This window comes from Pseudomonas sp. NPDC089554, from assembly GCF_050280645.1.
Taxonomy (GTDB): domain Bacteria; phylum Pseudomonadota; class Gammaproteobacteria; order Pseudomonadales; family Pseudomonadaceae; genus Aquipseudomonas.
Window position 1 is genome coordinate 71,058 of record NZ_JBNNVR010000013.1, and the last position, 15,136, is coordinate 86,193.

13 protein-coding genes and 1 pseudogene are annotated in these 15,136 nt (G+C 63.8%); 6 read left to right on the forward strand and 8 right to left on the reverse strand.

What is annotated here, in order from left to right:
- Positions 1-18 precede the first annotated feature (18 nt).
- Positions 19-831, reverse strand: a complete 813-nt coding sequence (gene xthA / locus ACQKPE_RS06620; RefSeq protein ID WP_427664285.1) for an exodeoxyribonuclease III — start codon at positions 829-831, stop codon at positions 19-21.
- Between the two features lie 161 nt (positions 832-992).
- On the opposite strand from xthA, the gene ACQKPE_RS06625 reads away from it, so the two are divergent.
- The 3 genes from ACQKPE_RS06625 to ACQKPE_RS06635 are packed head-to-tail and all read left to right on the forward strand — an operon-like array spanning position 993 to position 7,108.
- The gene (locus ACQKPE_RS06625; protein ID WP_427664287.1) at positions 993-1,643 is read left to right on the forward strand and encodes a GNAT family N-acetyltransferase; all 651 of its coding nucleotides are present in this window, start codon (positions 993-995) and stop codon (positions 1,641-1,643) included.
- A gap of 51 nt (positions 1,644-1,694) precedes the next feature.
- Positions 1,695-3,437, forward strand: coding sequence for an autotransporter assembly complex protein TamA (locus ACQKPE_RS06630; RefSeq protein ID WP_427664289.1), 1,743 nt, complete (start codon positions 1,695-1,697; stop codon positions 3,435-3,437).
- Positions 3,434-7,108, forward strand: a complete 3,675-nt coding sequence (locus ACQKPE_RS06635; RefSeq protein WP_427664291.1) for a translocation/assembly module TamB domain-containing protein — start codon at positions 3,434-3,436, stop codon at positions 7,106-7,108. Before ACQKPE_RS06630 ends, ACQKPE_RS06635 begins: the two co-directional genes overlap by 4 nt.
- Positions 7,109-7,123: 15 nt before the next feature.
- On the opposite strand, the gene ACQKPE_RS06640 is transcribed toward ACQKPE_RS06635, so the two are convergent.
- The 4 genes and pseudogenes from ACQKPE_RS06640 to ACQKPE_RS06655 form a co-directional block, all read right to left on the reverse strand.
- The gene (locus ACQKPE_RS06640; RefSeq protein ID WP_427664309.1) at positions 7,124-7,666 is read right to left on the reverse strand and encodes a DUF2589 domain-containing protein; all 543 of its coding nucleotides are present in this window, start codon (positions 7,664-7,666) and stop codon (positions 7,124-7,126) included.
- A 98-nt stretch (positions 7,667-7,764) separates the two neighbouring features.
- Positions 7,765-8,379: a DUF2589 domain-containing protein gene (locus ACQKPE_RS06645; protein WP_427664293.1), complete on the reverse strand. Its 615-nt coding sequence runs from the start codon at positions 8,377-8,379 to the stop codon at positions 7,765-7,767.
- Positions 8,380-8,432: 53 nt separating this feature from the next.
- The gene (locus tag ACQKPE_RS06650; RefSeq protein ID WP_427664295.1) at positions 8,433-8,813 is read right to left on the reverse strand and encodes a Mor transcription activator family protein; all 381 of its coding nucleotides are present in this window, start codon (positions 8,811-8,813) and stop codon (positions 8,433-8,435) included.
- Between the two features lie 275 nt (positions 8,814-9,088).
- Positions 9,089-9,549, reverse strand: a pseudogene (locus tag ACQKPE_RS06655) (hypothetical protein).
- A gap of 147 nt (positions 9,550-9,696) precedes the next feature.
- Between ACQKPE_RS06655 and ACQKPE_RS06660 the strand changes: the two are divergent.
- Positions 9,697-9,885, forward strand: coding sequence for a hypothetical protein (locus ACQKPE_RS06660; RefSeq protein ID WP_427664297.1), 189 nt, complete (start codon positions 9,697-9,699; stop codon positions 9,883-9,885).
- A 36-nt stretch (positions 9,886-9,921) separates the two neighbouring features.
- Here the strand turns inward: ACQKPE_RS06660 and ACQKPE_RS06665 are convergent, their stop codons facing one another.
- The 3 genes from ACQKPE_RS06665 to ACQKPE_RS06675 all read right to left on the reverse strand — a co-directional run bounded on the left by ACQKPE_RS06665 (position 9,922) and on the right by ACQKPE_RS06675 (position 11,740).
- The gene (locus ACQKPE_RS06665) at positions 9,922-10,299 is read right to left on the reverse strand and encodes a fe2+ zn2+ uptake regulation protein (RefSeq protein WP_427664299.1); all 378 of its coding nucleotides are present in this window, start codon (positions 10,297-10,299) and stop codon (positions 9,922-9,924) included.
- 221 nt (positions 10,300-10,520) lie between these two features.
- Complete coding sequence (locus tag ACQKPE_RS06670; RefSeq protein ID WP_427664301.1) at positions 10,521-11,243, reverse strand: UDP-2,3-diacylglucosamine diphosphatase; 723 nt, start codon at positions 11,241-11,243, stop codon at positions 10,521-10,523.
- On the reverse strand, positions 11,240-11,740 hold the full coding sequence (locus tag ACQKPE_RS06675) for a peptidylprolyl isomerase (protein WP_427664302.1): 501 nt from the start codon (positions 11,738-11,740) through the stop codon (positions 11,240-11,242). Before ACQKPE_RS06675 ends, ACQKPE_RS06670 begins: the two co-directional genes overlap by 4 nt.
- A 245-nt stretch (positions 11,741-11,985) precedes the next feature.
- Between ACQKPE_RS06675 and ACQKPE_RS06680 the strand changes: the two genes are divergently transcribed.
- Both ACQKPE_RS06680 and cysS read left to right on the forward strand, forming a co-directional pair.
- Complete coding sequence (locus ACQKPE_RS06680; protein ID WP_427664303.1) at positions 11,986-13,686, forward strand: glutamine--tRNA ligase/YqeY domain fusion protein; 1,701 nt, start codon at positions 11,986-11,988, stop codon at positions 13,684-13,686.
- Positions 13,687-13,695: 9 nt separating this feature from the next.
- On the forward strand, positions 13,696-15,078 hold the full coding sequence (gene cysS, locus ACQKPE_RS06685) for a cysteine--tRNA ligase (protein ID WP_427664305.1): 1,383 nt from the start codon (positions 13,696-13,698) through the stop codon (positions 15,076-15,078).
- The last annotated feature ends 58 nt before the right edge of the window (positions 15,079-15,136 follow it).

The window sequence follows — 15,136 nt, forward strand, 5'->3', positions numbered from 1 at the left end:
CTGGCGCCCCCTCAGGCTTCAGCTCAGTTCGAGCCAGATCGGCGCGTGGTCGGACGGTTTTTCCATGCCGCGCAGCTCATAGTCCACACCGGCGGCCTTGACCCGCGGCAGCAGCCCTTGCGAGGCCATGATGAGGTCGATGCGCAGCCCACGCTTGGGCTCGTCCTCGAAGCCGCGGCTGCGGTAGTCGAACCAGCTGAAACGGTCGGCCACCTCGGGGTGCAGGTGCCGGAAGCTGTCTACCAGGCCCCAGCCTTTGAGGCGCTCCATCCACTCACGCTCCTCGGGCAGGAAACTGCACTTGCCAGTCTTCAGCCAGCGCTTGGCGTTGTCGGCGCCGATGCCGATGTCGCAGTCCTGGGGCGAGATGTTCACGTCGCCCATCACCACCAAGGCCTGGTCGTTCTTGAACTGGCCTTCGAGCAGTGCTTGCAGGTCGCTGTAGAAGCGCTGCTTGGCCGGGAACTTGGTGGGGTGGTCGCGGCTTTCGCCTTGCGGGAAGTAGCCGTTCATCACGGTGATGGGCGTGCCGTCGGCGTCGGCGAAGGTGCCCCAGATGAAGCGACGCTGGGCGTCTTCCTCGTCGCTGGCAAAGCCCTTGAACACCGACAGCGGCGCCTGGCGCGAGAGTAGCGCGACACCGTAGTGGCCCTTCTGGCCATGGAAATGCACGTGGTAGCCCAGGGCCTGGACTTCAGCCAGCGGGAACTGCTCGTCGCTGACCTTGGTTTCCTGCAGGCCGATCACGTCCGGCTGGTGCTTGTCGATCAACGCCGCCAGCTGGTGCGGGCGGGCGCGCAGGCCATTGATGTTGAACGAGACGATCTTCATGGAAAGGCAACCCTGGTAAAAGCTTCGGATGCTAGCCGACATTGGCCGTGTCCACCAGCGTGGCGGCCGCTGGAGCGCGCTGCTAGGGTTGCTTCGAGAGGAACGATACGGCGCAGTCCATCTCCAAGGCACTGTATGCCCATGCAAGGAGGTTCGTCGCAATGCCCGAGACCACTGCCGCCCAGGCCCAGGTGTGCTTGCTCGACGCCGGCTACAGTCGCGAGGTGCGCTCGCTGCTCTACCATGCCTACCGCCATGAACCCACCTTCGCCTACCTGTTCGAGGGCCAGCGACCGGGCTATGAGCGGCGTCTGCGGGTGTTGCTGCGCGAATGGACACGCCAGCATTTCTTCCTGCAGCTGCCCGCCATCGGCTTGCTGCTCGAAGACCGCCTGGTGGGCGTTGCGCTGATCGCGCCGCCACACCGGCGCCTGGGTGTGGTCGATAGCTGGGCTTGGCGTTTGCGCATGATGCTGGGGGCGGGCCTGCGCTGCACACGCCGCTACCTGGCGTACCAAGCTGCGTTGTCGAGCTGCCTGCCCAGCGGCAATGTGCATGTGCTGCCGTTGCTGGGGGTGCACCCACAGTTCCAGGGGCAGGATTACGGCGAGCAATTGTTACAGGCTGTTCACAACTGGTGTGCGGAAGATCCTCATACCCAAGGCGTGGTGCTGGACAGCGGCAACCCCCATTACCTGGCGTTCTACCAGCGTCAGGGTTACCAGGAAGTCGGCGAAATCGCTGTAGGGCCTATCCTGGAGAAGGTGTTCTTCCATCCCAACCCGGTGTCTTCGCAGGCGCTCAGCGGCTGAGTCCGTTGGCCAGCCGCCCCTCTGGCGCCTGGGTCTGGTAGGATGCGCCGCATGACGTATTCAGGACGACTTACCTGGGGCCTGGTCATCCTGGCCACCAGTTGTACAGCATGGGGCCAGAGTGAGCTGTCGGTGCGGGTAAAACCGGCCAACAAGGAACTGCAGGCCAATATCGAAGGTTACATCGGCAGCCTTGGCGACCGCGACGAGGAGGCCTTGTTGCGTTTCAGCCGGGGTGCCGAGGAGCAGGCGCGCAAAGCCGCCCAGGCCCTTGGCTACTACCAGGCGCAGATCGACACCGAGGTCAAGGCGCCGGCCAAGGCCGACCAGCCGCTGCGGCTGGTCATTCATGTGCAGCCCGGCGAGCCGGTGCGGCTGCGCAACGTGAACGTGCGTATCGAAGGGCCGGCCAGCGAGATGAAGGCATTCCGCATCCCCGACAGCCGAGCGTTGCGGGCTGGTGAGCCGCTCAACCACGGGGCGTACGAAGACGCCAAGCGGCTGATCCAGAACCAGGCTTCGCGCTATGGGTTCTTCAGTGGCCGCTTCACCCGCCAGCGCCTGGCGGTCGACCCCCAGGCTGGCGTGGCCGATATCGAGCTGGTCTACCAGAGCGGCCCGCGCTACCGCCTGGGCAAGGTCAGCTTCGGCGGGGACGCGCCCCTCGATGAAGACCTGCTGCAACGCATGGTCGGCTTCAAGCCAGGCACCCCCTACGACTCCGAGCTGATCGCCGAACTGAACAACGACCTGCAATCGAGCGGCTATTTTGAAGGTGTGCGGGTGGACGCTGCGCCCACTGCGGCGGTGGCCGAGGTGGTGCCGGTGGATGTTCGTCTCGATACCCGCAAGCCCCGTACCCTGGGCCTTGGCCTGGGTTTTTCGACCGACGTGGGGCCGCGTGGCAAGGCCAACTGGACGCGCCATTGGGTCAACGCGCAGGGTCATAGCTATGGCTGGGAAACCGAGCTGTCGGCGCCCCGGCAGAACGTCGGGCTGTGGTATGACGTGCCGTTGGACCCACCGCTGACCGACAAGCTGCGGTTCGCCGGCGGCTACCAGAACGAGGAAATCGCTGGCACCGACACCCTGAGCAAGCTGCTCACCGTCGGCCCCGAGTGGCACAGCAAGTTGCCCAGCGGCTGGCAGCGGGTGATCTCGCTCAAGTACCAGCGCGAAGAGTATCGCTTGGGCGACGATTCCGGCCTGAGCAACCTGCTGATGCCGGGGGTGAGCTTCTCCTACCTGCGCAGCGACAACCGGATCGACCCGCACAATGGCTACCGTTTGCAGTTCGATGTGCAGGCGGCCAAGCAAGGGCTGGTGTCCGACACCAACCTGGTGCATGGCAACGTGCTACTCAAGGGCCTGACCACCCTGGGGCAGAACCATCGGTTCCTGGGGCGCCTGCAATTCGGTGGCAGCGCCACCAATGGCTACCAGAACAACATCCCGCCGTCGCTGCGCTTCTTCGCCGGTGGCGACCAGAGCGTGCGCGGCTACGACTACCAGACTCTGTCGCCGAAGAACAGCGACGGCGACCGTATCGGCGGGCGCTACCTGTTGGCGGGCAGTGCGGAATACCAGTATTCGGTCACGGAGAAATGGCGCGTGGCGACCTTCATCGACCAGGGCAACTCGTTCAATTCCCTGGAACTGCCCAGCCTCAAGACCGGCGTGGGTTTCGGCGTGCGCTGGGTGTCGCCGGTCGGCCCCCTGCGCCTGGACCTGGCCCGTGCGCTGGATGACGACGGTGGCATTCGTCTGCATTTCTCAATGGGGCCGGAGCTGTGATGCGTGTGTTCAAAGGCGTACTGCTGGCGTTGTTGGGGCTATTGCTGCTTATAACCCTGGGCCTGGGGCTGACCCTGGGCACCCAGGGCGGCAGCCGATGGTTGCTGGGCCAGGTTCCAGGGTTGGAGGTGGAGGGTTTCGAGGGGCGTCTCGGTGGGCAGTGGCAGGCGCAGCAGTTGAACTGGGCGCAGGATGGCGATCGGGTCGAGTTGCAGGCGCCGCAGCTGGCCTGGTCGCCGTCGTGCCTGTTGCGCGCCACCCTGTGCATCGAGCGCTTGCAGGCCGAACGTGTCGACATGACCTTCGCGCCAGCCCCAGACCAACCTGACAGCGGGCCGCTGCAATTGCCCGCGTTGAACCTGCCGCTGGCCATCGAGCTGGGTGAGGTCCGGGTAGGACAGTTGCGCCTGGATGGCAGTGACCTGCTGGGTGACTTGCAACTGGCCGCGCACTGGACCGCCCAAGGCCTGCGCATCGACACCCTGCAGCTGCAACGCGACGATCTCAAGCTAAGCCTCCAGGGCATGCTGCTTCCCCAAGGTGACTGGCCTTTACAAGCCGACGCAACCCTGCAGCTGCCTGCCGTGGATGGCAAGCCCTGGTCGCTTGCCCTGGTCGTCAAGGGCGACTTGCAGAAAACCTTGAACCTCGAAGGCACCAGCAGCGGCTACCTCGACGCTCGCCTCAAGGGCGAATTGCAAGCCTTGGCCGAGCACCTGCCTGCACGCCTTGATATCCACGCCGATGCGTTCAAGCCTGGCAGCACCTTGCCCGACACCCTGCAATTCAACCCCCTGGACCTCAAGGCCGAAGGCGACTTGCTCAAGGGTTATCAATTGCGTGGCACGGCCAGCCTGCCCGCCGATCAGGGCCCCATCGCCCTGGTGCTGACTGGCAAGGTGGACGCCAAGGGCGCCAGGCTGGATGCCCTGGACCTCAGCGCCAGCGACACCCAGCACATCAAGCTGCAAGCCAGTGTCGACTGGCAGCAGGAGCTGATGGCCGACGCCCAGCTCGAATGGCTGGACTTCCCCTGGTTGCGCCTGTACCCCTTGGAACAGGCGCCCCAAGTCACCCTCAAGCGCTTGACCGCGCAGGTGCGTTATCGCAATGGTCAGTATGAGGGGCGCTTCGACGGCGATCTCGACGGCCCGGCAGGTGTATTCAACCTGGCCAGCCCGTTCGACGGCGACCTCAGCCAGGTACGTCTGCCCCAGCTGGCCTTGACCGCAGGGCAGGGCAAGGCCGCTGGCAGCGTTGCCCTGCGCTTTGCCGATACCCTGGCCTGGGATGTCGACCTGCAATTGTCGGCCCTCGACCCGGGGTACTGGCTTGCAGAAATGCCAGGCACCTTGGCCGGGCCGTTGCGCAGCCAGGGCGAGTTGAAGGACGGGCGCCTGCAGTTGGAGGCGCTGCTTGACCTCAAGGGCCGGCTGCGTGGCCAGCCGGCCCTGCTCAAAGCCGAAGCCAATGGGGCCGGCGAGGCCTGGACCCTCGGTACGCTGGCGGTGCAACTGGGCGACAACCGCATCAATGGCAGTGGCAGCCTGCAACAACGCCTGGCCGGCCGCATCGACCTCGACCTGCCGCGCCTGGGCCAGCTGTGGCCCAGGTTGCAAGGCCAGGCCAAGGGACGACTGGATATCGCCGGTACGCTTGCGGCTCCCCAGGGCACCTTGACCTTGCAAGGCCAGCAATTGGCCCAAGCTGACAACCGCATTCAACGACTGGACCTGAACGTGCGACTGGACAACGCCCAACGCGGCCAGCTCAGCCTCGATCTTGGCAACATCCGCCTGGGCGATACCGCGCTGGGCGACTTGGCTGCCAACGGCAAGGGCGATGCCCGCCAGCAGGCGCTGAGCCTGGCGCTCGATGGCCCGCAGCTCAAGCTCGACCTGGCGCTGGATGGCACCCTGGCGTCGGGCGACTGGCGTGGCCGCCTGGCCAGTGGGCGTATTCGCTCAGGTGGCCAGGACTGGCAGTTGCAGGCGCCTGCCCGGCTGCAGCGCCTGGCCAGCGGCCAACTTGACCTGTTCGCCCATTGCTGGCGCTCAGATCAGGCCAGCCTGTGCGGCGATGACCAGCGCCTGGCGCCGGAGCCGCGCCTGCGCTACCACCTCAAGCAGTTCCCCCTGGAAAGCCTGGCCCAGTGGTTGCCGAAGGACTTCGCCTGGCAGGGGCTGCTCGATGCCGACATCAACCTGGACCTGCCGGCCAGCGGCCCCAAGGGCAATATTCGCATCGACGCCAGTGGCGGCACCCTGAGGGTGCGCGACAAGGAGCAATGGCTCGACTTCCCCTACCAGGCCCTGCGCCTGGACAGCACCCTCGCGCCACGCCAGGTCGATGCCCGGCTGGCGTTCCGTGGCGAGCGCCTGGGTGAGCTGAACCTGACTGCACGGATCGACCCGCTGGGCCGGAACAAGCCCCTTTCGGGCGACTTCAGCCTGTCTGGCCTGGACCTGTCGATCATTCGCCCCTTCGTGCCGATGGTCGAACGCCTGGCCGGGCGCCTCGACGGCAGCGGGCGCCTGTCGGGCGACCTGCTGCAACCCCAGGTCAATGGCGAGTTGCAGCTTGGCGGGGGGCACGTCAGCGGTGCCGAGTTGCCGGTGAGCCTGGAAGCACTTTCGTTGCGCGCCCTGATCGCTGGTGAGCAGGTGCAGCTGAACGGTGACTGGCGCAGCGGTGAGGCGGGGCGAGGGCAGTTGAGTGGCAACCTGACCTGGGGCCAGGTGCTAGGCATGGACCTGCGTGTGCAGGGCCAGCAATTGCCGGTCAATGTCGAGCCGTACGCCGCGTTGGAAGTGGCGCCGGACCTCGCCATTCGCCTGGTCGACGAGCGCTTGGCGGTCACCGGCAAGGTAGCGGTGCCCAAGGGCAAGATCACCATTCGCGAGTTGCCGCCTTCGACGGTCAAGGTGTCCGACGATACGGTAATCGTTGGTCATCAGACCGAGGAGGGCACGCCGCCCATGGCGGTGGCCATGGACATCGATGTCGAGGTGGGGCGCGACAAACTGTCGTTCAGTGGTTTCGGCCTTACCGCCAACTTGCTCGGGCACGTGCACATCGGTGACAACCTCGACACCCGTGGCGAGCTCAGCCTGGCTGATGGCCGCTATCGAGCCTATGGCCAACGCCTGAATATTCGCCGGGCGCGCCTTCTGTTCGCCGGCCCCATCGACCAGCCCTACCTGGACATCGAGGCCATTCGCCAGGTCGATGACGTGATCGCCGGTATTCGCCTGAGCGGCAGCGCCGAGCAGCCGACCACCCAGGTGTTCTCGGAGCCGGCCATGAGCCAGGAGCAGGCCTTGTCCTACCTGGTGCTGGGGCGACCGCTGAGCACGTCTGGCGAAGACAACAACATGCTGGCGCAGGCGGCGTTGGGCCTGGGCCTTGCAGGCAGTGCCGGCATCACCGGCAACCTGGCGACGCGCCTGGGGATCGATGACTTCCAGCTGGATACAGAGGGCTCGGGCAATACCACCAGCGTGGTGGCCAGCGGCAACCTCACCGAGCGTCTCAGTTTGCGCTATGGGGTAGGGGTGTTCGAGCCCGCCAACACCATCGCGCTACGCTACAAACTGAGCAAGAAGGTGTACCTGGAGGCGGCCAGCGGGCTGGCCAGCTCGTTGGATATTTTCTACAAACGGGATTTCTGACGGCAGGCGGGCGGTTCAGCGAACCGTTGCTGCGTCGATGAACTCGTTGCGTCCATCGTCGACGGGCGTGGGCGCCGGGTGACGCCGGGGGATGATGAGGCTGGTGTATTCCTCGATCAGGCGGTTGATCGCTTCAGGCGGCTCGCAGGCCTGGAACTGCATGCGAATCTGCACTTCGTCGGGGTCACGCTGGTCACCGCGGCGGCCGCTGGCGCCCACCGTCACCTGGAAACGCGCCCCCTTGGCATCCGCTGCCGGCTTGTCTTTGGCCAGCGCCTGCGTGTCGATACCGTTCACCCGCACCGACAGGTCGACCTGCATGCGCTCCAGCGCCAGGCCCCGGGGAGACACCAGGGCGATCAATGGCACCCGCAGTGTGTGCTGTTCGTCCATGGCCACTTCGACCATCTTGGCTTTCATGGGGCTCCCGAGTGCGTCGGTGTCGCAGTCGAAGAACTGATCGAACAGCTTGATGTACTGCTGTGCGATCAGCGTGTGTGTGGCGGCGGCAGCTTCTTGCAGGCCGCGGGTGATGTCGCTGAGGTCGCTTGAGGTCATAGGGGTTGGGTTGGGGGTGTGGGATTCCACGCGTCGGGCTCCTCAAGGGCCCCCGCCAGTAACGGGGGCGTATTGTCGATTAGCGAAGCAGGGGATGTTCATTCGGCGGGGGGTGGGTTTTGTTTCTGGCCCCCACTGTTTTCAGACTCCGTAATGCGGATCGGTTTCACGGCGGCATCGGTGAGGAACTCCATGACCCGTTGCAATGCCTCAGGCGGCTCTTGACGCCTGACCGTGGTATTGAAGGCGTAGCGTGCGCGGGTGTCGGTTTTGCGGGTTTGCGCCGATTTGTGGCTGACGCTGCCTTTCACATTGAGCTTGAAGGGCCCCCAGCCGAGAGAGCCATCCACTTCGGCACCCGCCTCGGTGGAGGCGCTGTTCTCTGCCATCTGGCTGACGGTCAGTTCGAACTCCACCTTGCCTTCTTCGATGCAGATGTTCGGGTGAGTGATTGCCGCCATCAGCGGAATCTGCATTTTTCGTGTGACGCTGCCGGTGGTCTGGCCCTGGTCGTCCAGCACGGTCTCTTCGTAGTTGAACTCGATGGCGTTTGCCTTGCCATCCTTGATGCAGACGTTCAGCAGGAAGTCTGCATAGGATTTGCTGGCAGTGACCTGCGCTTCGATCATCGCTTGCAGGGGCGCGGCGATCATGCGGTCCATGGGCAGGGCGTTGATGACCGAGCCGATCAGGTTGTTGTCCATTGTTGTCATGGGTAGGTTTCCTCAAAGGGGTGGGGCAGGGTGTCGATGCATGGGGGCGCTGTTCAGCGGAGGTGGTTGTCCTGGCGGCGGATGTTGCCGATCTGGCGCAGACTCAGGCCGTACTTGTCGGCCAACAGGCTGCGCGACAGGCCGTTGGCGCTTTCTTCCCGGATCTGCAGGTTGCGCAGCTGCCTTTGGAAGTGGTCAGGCTTGGGGATTTCCAGTGCGACCCCTGAAAAGCGCTTGATCAGGGCGTCGAGGGCGTCGCTGGGGAGGATGTCCGCCAGCTTGGTGCGTTCGCGGTGCTTGGGGATGTACTTGGGTCTGCCGCCGTAGGTGCAGGTCAACAAGTAGGCGTTGTCGATACCGATGCATTCGATCAGCGATTGCAGCGAATGCGGAAGCTGGGTGATGTCTATTCGGTCCAGGTCGCTCGATTCCATTGTGACTTCCTCGAAAAGGGCACTTGCGATGCCGTTTTATCCATGCCTGGTTCAGGCTGGCCCCTTGCCAGAGCGGGTAAGGGGCTTGGTTGAATTCTCGGCCAGCGGCGAAAACCATCGCTAGGCGCCAAGCGGACCGAGCGCTGTAGCCGCTCGGTGGTAGGGCTCGCAGGCATTAAGGATGGGAGGCTGTAGGACTCGGTACCGGTTGTGCGCTGTGGCCCTTGATTTTCCGTGTTCGAGGTAAGAAACGGTGATCGAGGGGTGGGGTAGGCTCAGTCGCAGGGGTAGCTGGTCACCAGGCTGACGACGCCCAGTAGGCCTGAGGCGAGTCACGCATCGGTTCGGGCAGCGCTCGCCAGTCCACTACCAAGCACAACGCGCTCAACCCACGCCCTTCACGCTGACCTAGAACAGCAGGGCTCAGGTCACGTCGATAGAGGGCCTGGGTGGTGCCCAGCGCTTCAGCGTGGTCGGCGTTTTCCAGGGTTTGCCGGGCGAGTTCCGGCAGCATCGCCTGGGGCAGGGTGAAGTGAGGTCGGCTGGGGTGAGGCTCGAGATAGCCGGCCTGGCGTACGCGTTGCCAGAGTTGCTGCCATTGGCTGGGGCCCGCGGCGCTCGCCAGTTCGCTGGCCAGCATGAGCAGGTGTGACTGCGGCAGGTGCACGGTGTCGAGCGCGTGGCTCGAGGTGCAGGCAAACGCCAGCAGGCTGGCGAGGAAGGGGCGCTTGAACATGGTCGGGCTCCAAATGGCGAGGAACCCAATGCTTTCAGGCGAGGAGCAAGGCGCTCAGCAGGAAATGCAGCACCGGCACCTAGTGCGTTGTATCATGGCGGCGGCTCGCTGCGAGCCTTCTGCCCCTGATGTCGCAAGGAACCTTCGATGACTCATATGCAACGCTTCAAGTACTCGATCCTGATCATCGTGCTGATGATGGGCGTGATGTTCGGCCTGAGCTATCTGCAGAAGCAGGGAACGATCAGCGAGCAGACGTTCCAGTACCTGGCGATCGGCATCGCCGTGGTAGTCGTGATCATCAACGGTGTTCTGCGGCGCAAGGTAAAGCACTGAACCCATCGGGCCGACCGCATCGGGTCGGCCAGGCGGTCAGCGGCTGGCGCTCTGTTCCAGCACTGCACGGGCCTGTGGCTGGAGGCTGTAGCACTTGTCACTGCCCAGGCTGATGACGCCCTCGGTGCACAGCCGCTTGAGCACTTCGCGAACGCTGAGGAACGACAGCGGGATATCCAGCTGTTCCAGTTGCGTATGCACACCGCGTACGCCGATGCTGCGCCCATTGCGGTCGGCGCTGTGCAAGGCATCGATGACCTTCAGGCGAATCAGGCTGGTACGCAGGCCATAGGCACGCAGCAGTTCACGGATCTGTTCATTGCCGATTCGTTCCTCTGCATCTCCAACGACCGCCGCCGAGGGCTCCTTGCCCGGGGTGCGCCCGCTCTGCAGCGAGGGTTGCGAGTTGTACATGTGAACGCTCCTTTTCGTGGGCTGTCCTGAAATCATGAGGTATCTCATTACTTAGGACGAATGAGAGCGGCAAAACTGCAGGGGGTGCGTGAAAAAAATCTGCCGCGTCTCTTTCAAGACGTTACAGAGGCGCCGATACCGTAATTTTTTCGATCAGTGGCCGGTAGCAACCTGGCGGCTGGGTCACAAGGCGTCTTGGGCTCCCCATGACGCCGCCGCGCTTAGGAAAACTCGAACGGGGCCAGCTGGAAGCCCTGTTCGTCCACCTGCAAGGCCCAGCCGCGACGGTCCCAGTCCCCCAGCACGATACGCCGTGCGGGCTGCTCGCCCACCACCAGCTTGTGGATCGCCGGGCGATGGGTATGGCCATGCACCAGGGTACGAACACCCTGTTCGGCCATCACCTTGGGCACTTCCTCGGGGGTAACGTCGACGATCTCGGTGTTTTTCATGCGCGTCTGCGCCTGGCTTTCGCTGCGCAGCTTGCGCGCCAGCTTCTGGCGGGTGGCCAGCGGCAGGTGGCGCAGTATCCACAAGGTCAGCGGGTTACGCAGGTAGCGGCGCAACTTCATGTAGGCCACATCGCGGGTGCACAGGGTATCGCCATGCATCAGCAATACCGGCTCGCCGCCCAGCTCGACGACGCTCGGGTCGGCCAGCAGGGTACAGCCAGCGGCCTTGCAGAAGCCTTCGCCGATCAGGAAGTCGCGGTTGCCATGCATCACGAATACCGCCGTGCCGCTGTCTGAAAGCTGGCGCAGGGCTTGGCAGATCGACTGCTGGAACGGCGTCATGGCGTCGTCGCCGATCCAGGCTTCGAAGAAGTCGCCCAGGATATACAGCGCCGAGGCATGGCGTGCACGCCCTTCGAGCAGATCAAGAAACGCCCGGGTAATGTCCGGGCGTTCTTCTTGCAGGTGCAGATCGGAGATCAGCAGGATCACTCAATGATCTCGGCTTTCTCGATGACCACGTCGTCCTTCGGTACGTCCTGGTGGCCAGCCTTGGAGCCGGTGGCAACTTTTTCGATGGCGTCGACCACTTCACGGCCTTCGATCACTTCGCCGAATACCGCGTAACCCCAGCCCTGAACGTTCTTGCCGCTGTGGTTGAGGAAGTCGTTGTCGGAGGCGTTGATGAAGAACTGCGCCGAGGCGGAGTGCGGCTCCATGGTGCGGGCCATGGCGATGCTGTACTTCTTGTTCTTCAGGCCGTTGTCAGCCTCGTTCTGGATGCTGGCGCGGGTTTTCTTCTGGTTCATGCCGGCTTCGAAACCGCCGCCCTGGATCATGAAGCCCTTGATGACGCGGTGGAACACGGTGCCATCGTAGTGGCCATCCTTGACGTACTGAACGAAGTTTTCAGTGGTCAGCGGTGCTTTCTCGGCATCCAGCTGCAGGATGATTTCGCCGTGGTTGGTGGTCAGTTTGACTTTGGACATGCTGAAATTCGCTCTTTCAATGCAAACGGAAATAGGGCGCAGGTCGCGTGCTGCTGCCTGGCGCAGGGCCTGGCAACGGCGACAAAGGGCGCGCGGCGGTCATTGTGCCTGATTGCGATCAAACGCCGCGATAAATCACGCCAGTTTGTCGGTGCCCGGCTGTCAGCAGCTTGACTGCTTCGGCTATGATAGGCCCTTTGATTCAATCGGCCTACCCAGACCGAATACCAGCATTCAAGGATCCTATGAGCAAGCCCACCGACAACGCGCCCAACGCCGCTGCCAAAGGCGCCCCCGCCGTCCCTGCGAACTTCCTGCGGCCGATCGTCCAGGCCGATCTGGACTCGGGCAAGCACAGCAGCATCGTCACCCGCTTTCCGCCGGAGCCCAACGGTTACCTGCACATCGGCCATGCCAAGTCGATCTGCGTGAACTTCGGCCTGGCCCAGGAATTCGGCGGCGTCTGCCACCTGCGTTTCGACGACACCAACCCGGCCAAGGAAGACCAGGAGTACATCGACTCGATCCAGCGTGACGTCAAGTGGCTGGGCTTCGAGTGGGCGGGCCCGGTGCGCTATGCCTCGGACTACTTCGACCAGTTGCACGACTGGGCGGTGGCATTGATCAAGTCGGGCAATGCCTACGTCTGCGACCTGACCCCCGAGCAGGCCAAGGAATACCGTGGCAGCCTGACCGAGGCCGGCCGCAACAGCCCGTTCCGCGAGCGCAGCGTCGAGGAAAACCTGGACCTGTTCGCGCGCATGAAGGCTGGCGAGTTCAAGGATGGCGAACGCGTGCTGCGCGCCAAGATCGACATGGCCTCGCCGAACATGAACCTGCGCGACCCGATCCTGTACCGCATTCGCCATGCCCACCACCACCAGACCGGCGACACGTGGTGCATCTACCCCAACTACGACTTCACCCACGGCCAGTCGGACGCCATCGAGGGCATCACCCACTCCATCTGCACCCTGGAGTTCGAAAGCCACCGTCCGCTGTACGACTGGTTCCTCGACAAGCTGCCGGTACCGGCACGCCCGCGCCAGTACGAGTTCAGCCGCCTGAACCTGAACTACACCATCACCTCCAAGCGCAAGCTCAAGCAGTTGGTGGACGAAGGCCATGTGCACGCCTGGGACGACCCACGCATGTCGACCTTGTCGGGCTACCGTCGCCGCGGCTATACCCCGGCGTCGATCCGCAACTTCTGCGAAATGATCGGTACCAACCGCTCCGATGGCGTGGTCGACATGTCGATGCTCGAGTTCAGCATCCGTGATGACCTCGACCGCACCGCACCGCGTGCCATGTGCGTGCTGCGCCCATTGAAGGTGGTGATCACCAACTACCCCGAGGGCCAGGTCGAGCAGCTCGAACTGCCGCGCCATCCGAAGGAAGACATGGGCGTGCGCGTGCTGCCGTTCGCCCGTGAGCTGTACATCGACCGCGACGATTTCATGGAAGAGCCGCCCAAGGGCTACAAGCGCCTGGAGCCCAACGGCGAGGTGCGCCTGCGCGGCAGCTACGTGATTCGCGCCGATGAAGCGATCAAGGATGCCGAGGGCAATATCGTCGAGCTGCGTTGCTCGTACGATGCCGACACCCTGGGCAAGAACCCCGAGGGTCGCAAGGTCAAGGGCGTGATTCACTGGGTGCCGGCCGAGGCCAGCGTCGAGTGCGAGGTGCGCCTGTACGACCGCCTGTTCCGCTCGCCGAACCCGGAGAAGACCGAGGAGGGCGGCAGCTTCCTGGAAAACATCAATCCCGAGTCGCTGCAGGTGTTGACCGGTTGTCGCGCCGAGCCTTCGCTGGGCCAGGCCCAGCCTGAAGACCGCTTCCAGTTCGAGCGCGAAGGCTACTTCTGCGCCGACCTGAAGGACAGCCAGCCAGGTCGCCCGGTGTTCAACCGCACCGTGACCCTGCGCGATTCGTGGGGCAGCTAAGGAACTCTCGTGCTTACCATCTACAACACCCTGAGCAAGACCAAGGAAGTCTTCAAACCGCTCGATGGCAACAAGGTGCGCATGTACGTGTGCGGCATGACCGTGTACGACTACTGCCACCTCGGCCACGGCCGCAGCATGGTGGCCTTCGACTTGGTCACCCGCTGGCTGCGCAAGAGCGGCTATGACCTGACCTACGTGCGCAACATCACCGACATCGACGACAAGATCATCAACCGGGCCAATGAGAACGGCGAGTCGTTCGACGCGCTGACCGCCCGCATGATCGACGCGATGCACGAAGACGAGCGCCGCCTGAACATCCTTAAACCCGACCAGGAACCGCGTGCCACCGACCATATCGCCGGCATGCACGCGATGATCCAGACCCTGATCGACAAGGGCTATGCCTACGCGCCGGGCAATGGCGACGTGTACTACCGTGTCGGCAAGTTCGTCGGCTACGGCAAGCTGTCGCGCAAGAAGATCGAAGACCTGCGCATTGGCGCACGCATCGAAGTCGACGAGGCCAAGCAGGACCCACTCGACTTCGTGCTGTGGAAAGGCGTCAAGCCGGGCGAGCCCTACTGGGATTCGCCGTGGGGCCCGGGCCGTCCGGGCTGGCATATCGAATGCTCGGTGATGTCCACCTGCTGCCTGGGCGAAAGCTTCGATATCCATGGTGGCGGCAGCGACCTGGAGTTCCCGCACCACGAGAACGAGATCGCCCAGAGCGAGGCGGCCACCGGCAAGCCCTACGCCAATGCCTGGATGCACTGCGGCATGATCCGTATCAATGGCGAGAAGATGTCCAAGTCGTTGAACAACTTCTTCACCATTCGTGACGTGCTCGACAAGTACCACCCGGAGGTGGTGCGCTACCTGCTGGTGGCCAGCCACTACCGCAGCGCCATCAACTACTCCGAAGACAGCCTGCGCGATGCCAAGGGCGCGCTGGAGCGCTTCTACCACGCACTGCGCGGCCTGCCGCGGGTTCCAGCCAAGGGCGGCGAGGCGTTCGTCGAGCGTTTCGGCGTGGCGATGAACGACGACTTCGGTACCCCCGAAGCCTGCGCCGTGCTGTTCGACCTGGTGCGCGAGATCAACCGCCTGCGCGACAGCGACCCTGAAGCCGCTGCCGGCTTGGCAGGTCGTCTGCGCGAGCTGGGCGATGTGCTGGGGGTGCTGCAACTGGAGGCCGATGACTTCCTGCGTGCAGGGGCTGAAGGCAAGGTCGATGCGGCTGAGGTCGAGGCCTTGATCCAGGCGCGTCTGCAAGCGCGTACGGACAAGAACTGGGCCGAGTCCGATCGTATTCGCGATCAGCTCACGGCCATGGGCGTGGTGCTGGAAGATAGCAAGGGCACCACTACCTGGCGCCTGGCTGACTGATCGACTGGGGCTGCTATGCAGCCCAATCGCGGGGCAAGCCCGCTCCCACAGGTACTAC

Coding starts and splice junctions, on each gene's coding strand:
- ACQKPE_RS06640 (WP_427664309.1), bottom strand. CDS start 7,666: ATGACCTCAAGCGACCTCAGCGACATCACCCGCGGCCTGCAAGAAGCT.
- xthA (WP_427664285.1), bottom strand. CDS start 831: ATGAAGATCGTCTCGTTCAACATCAATGGCCTGCGCGCCCGCCCGCAC.
- ACQKPE_RS06680 (WP_427664303.1), top strand. CDS start 11,986: ATGAGCAAGCCCACCGACAACGCGCCCAACGCCGCTGCCAAAGGCGCC.
- ACQKPE_RS06645 (WP_427664293.1), bottom strand. CDS start 8,379: ATGACAACAATGGACAACAACCTGATCGGCTCGGTCATCAACGCCCTG.
- ACQKPE_RS06665 (WP_427664299.1), bottom strand. CDS start 10,299: ATGTACAACTCGCAACCCTCGCTGCAGAGCGGGCGCACCCCGGGCAAG.
- ACQKPE_RS06660 (WP_427664297.1), top strand. CDS start 9,697: ATGACTCATATGCAACGCTTCAAGTACTCGATCCTGATCATCGTGCTG.
- ACQKPE_RS06650 (WP_427664295.1), bottom strand. CDS start 8,813: ATGGAATCGAGCGACCTGGACCGAATAGACATCACCCAGCTTCCGCAT.
- ACQKPE_RS06630 (WP_427664289.1), top strand. CDS start 1,695: ATGACGTATTCAGGACGACTTACCTGGGGCCTGGTCATCCTGGCCACC.
- ACQKPE_RS06675 (WP_427664302.1), bottom strand. CDS start 11,740: ATGTCCAAAGTCAAACTGACCACCAACCACGGCGAAATCATCCTGCAG.
- ACQKPE_RS06625 (WP_427664287.1), top strand. CDS start 993: ATGCCCGAGACCACTGCCGCCCAGGCCCAGGTGTGCTTGCTCGACGCC.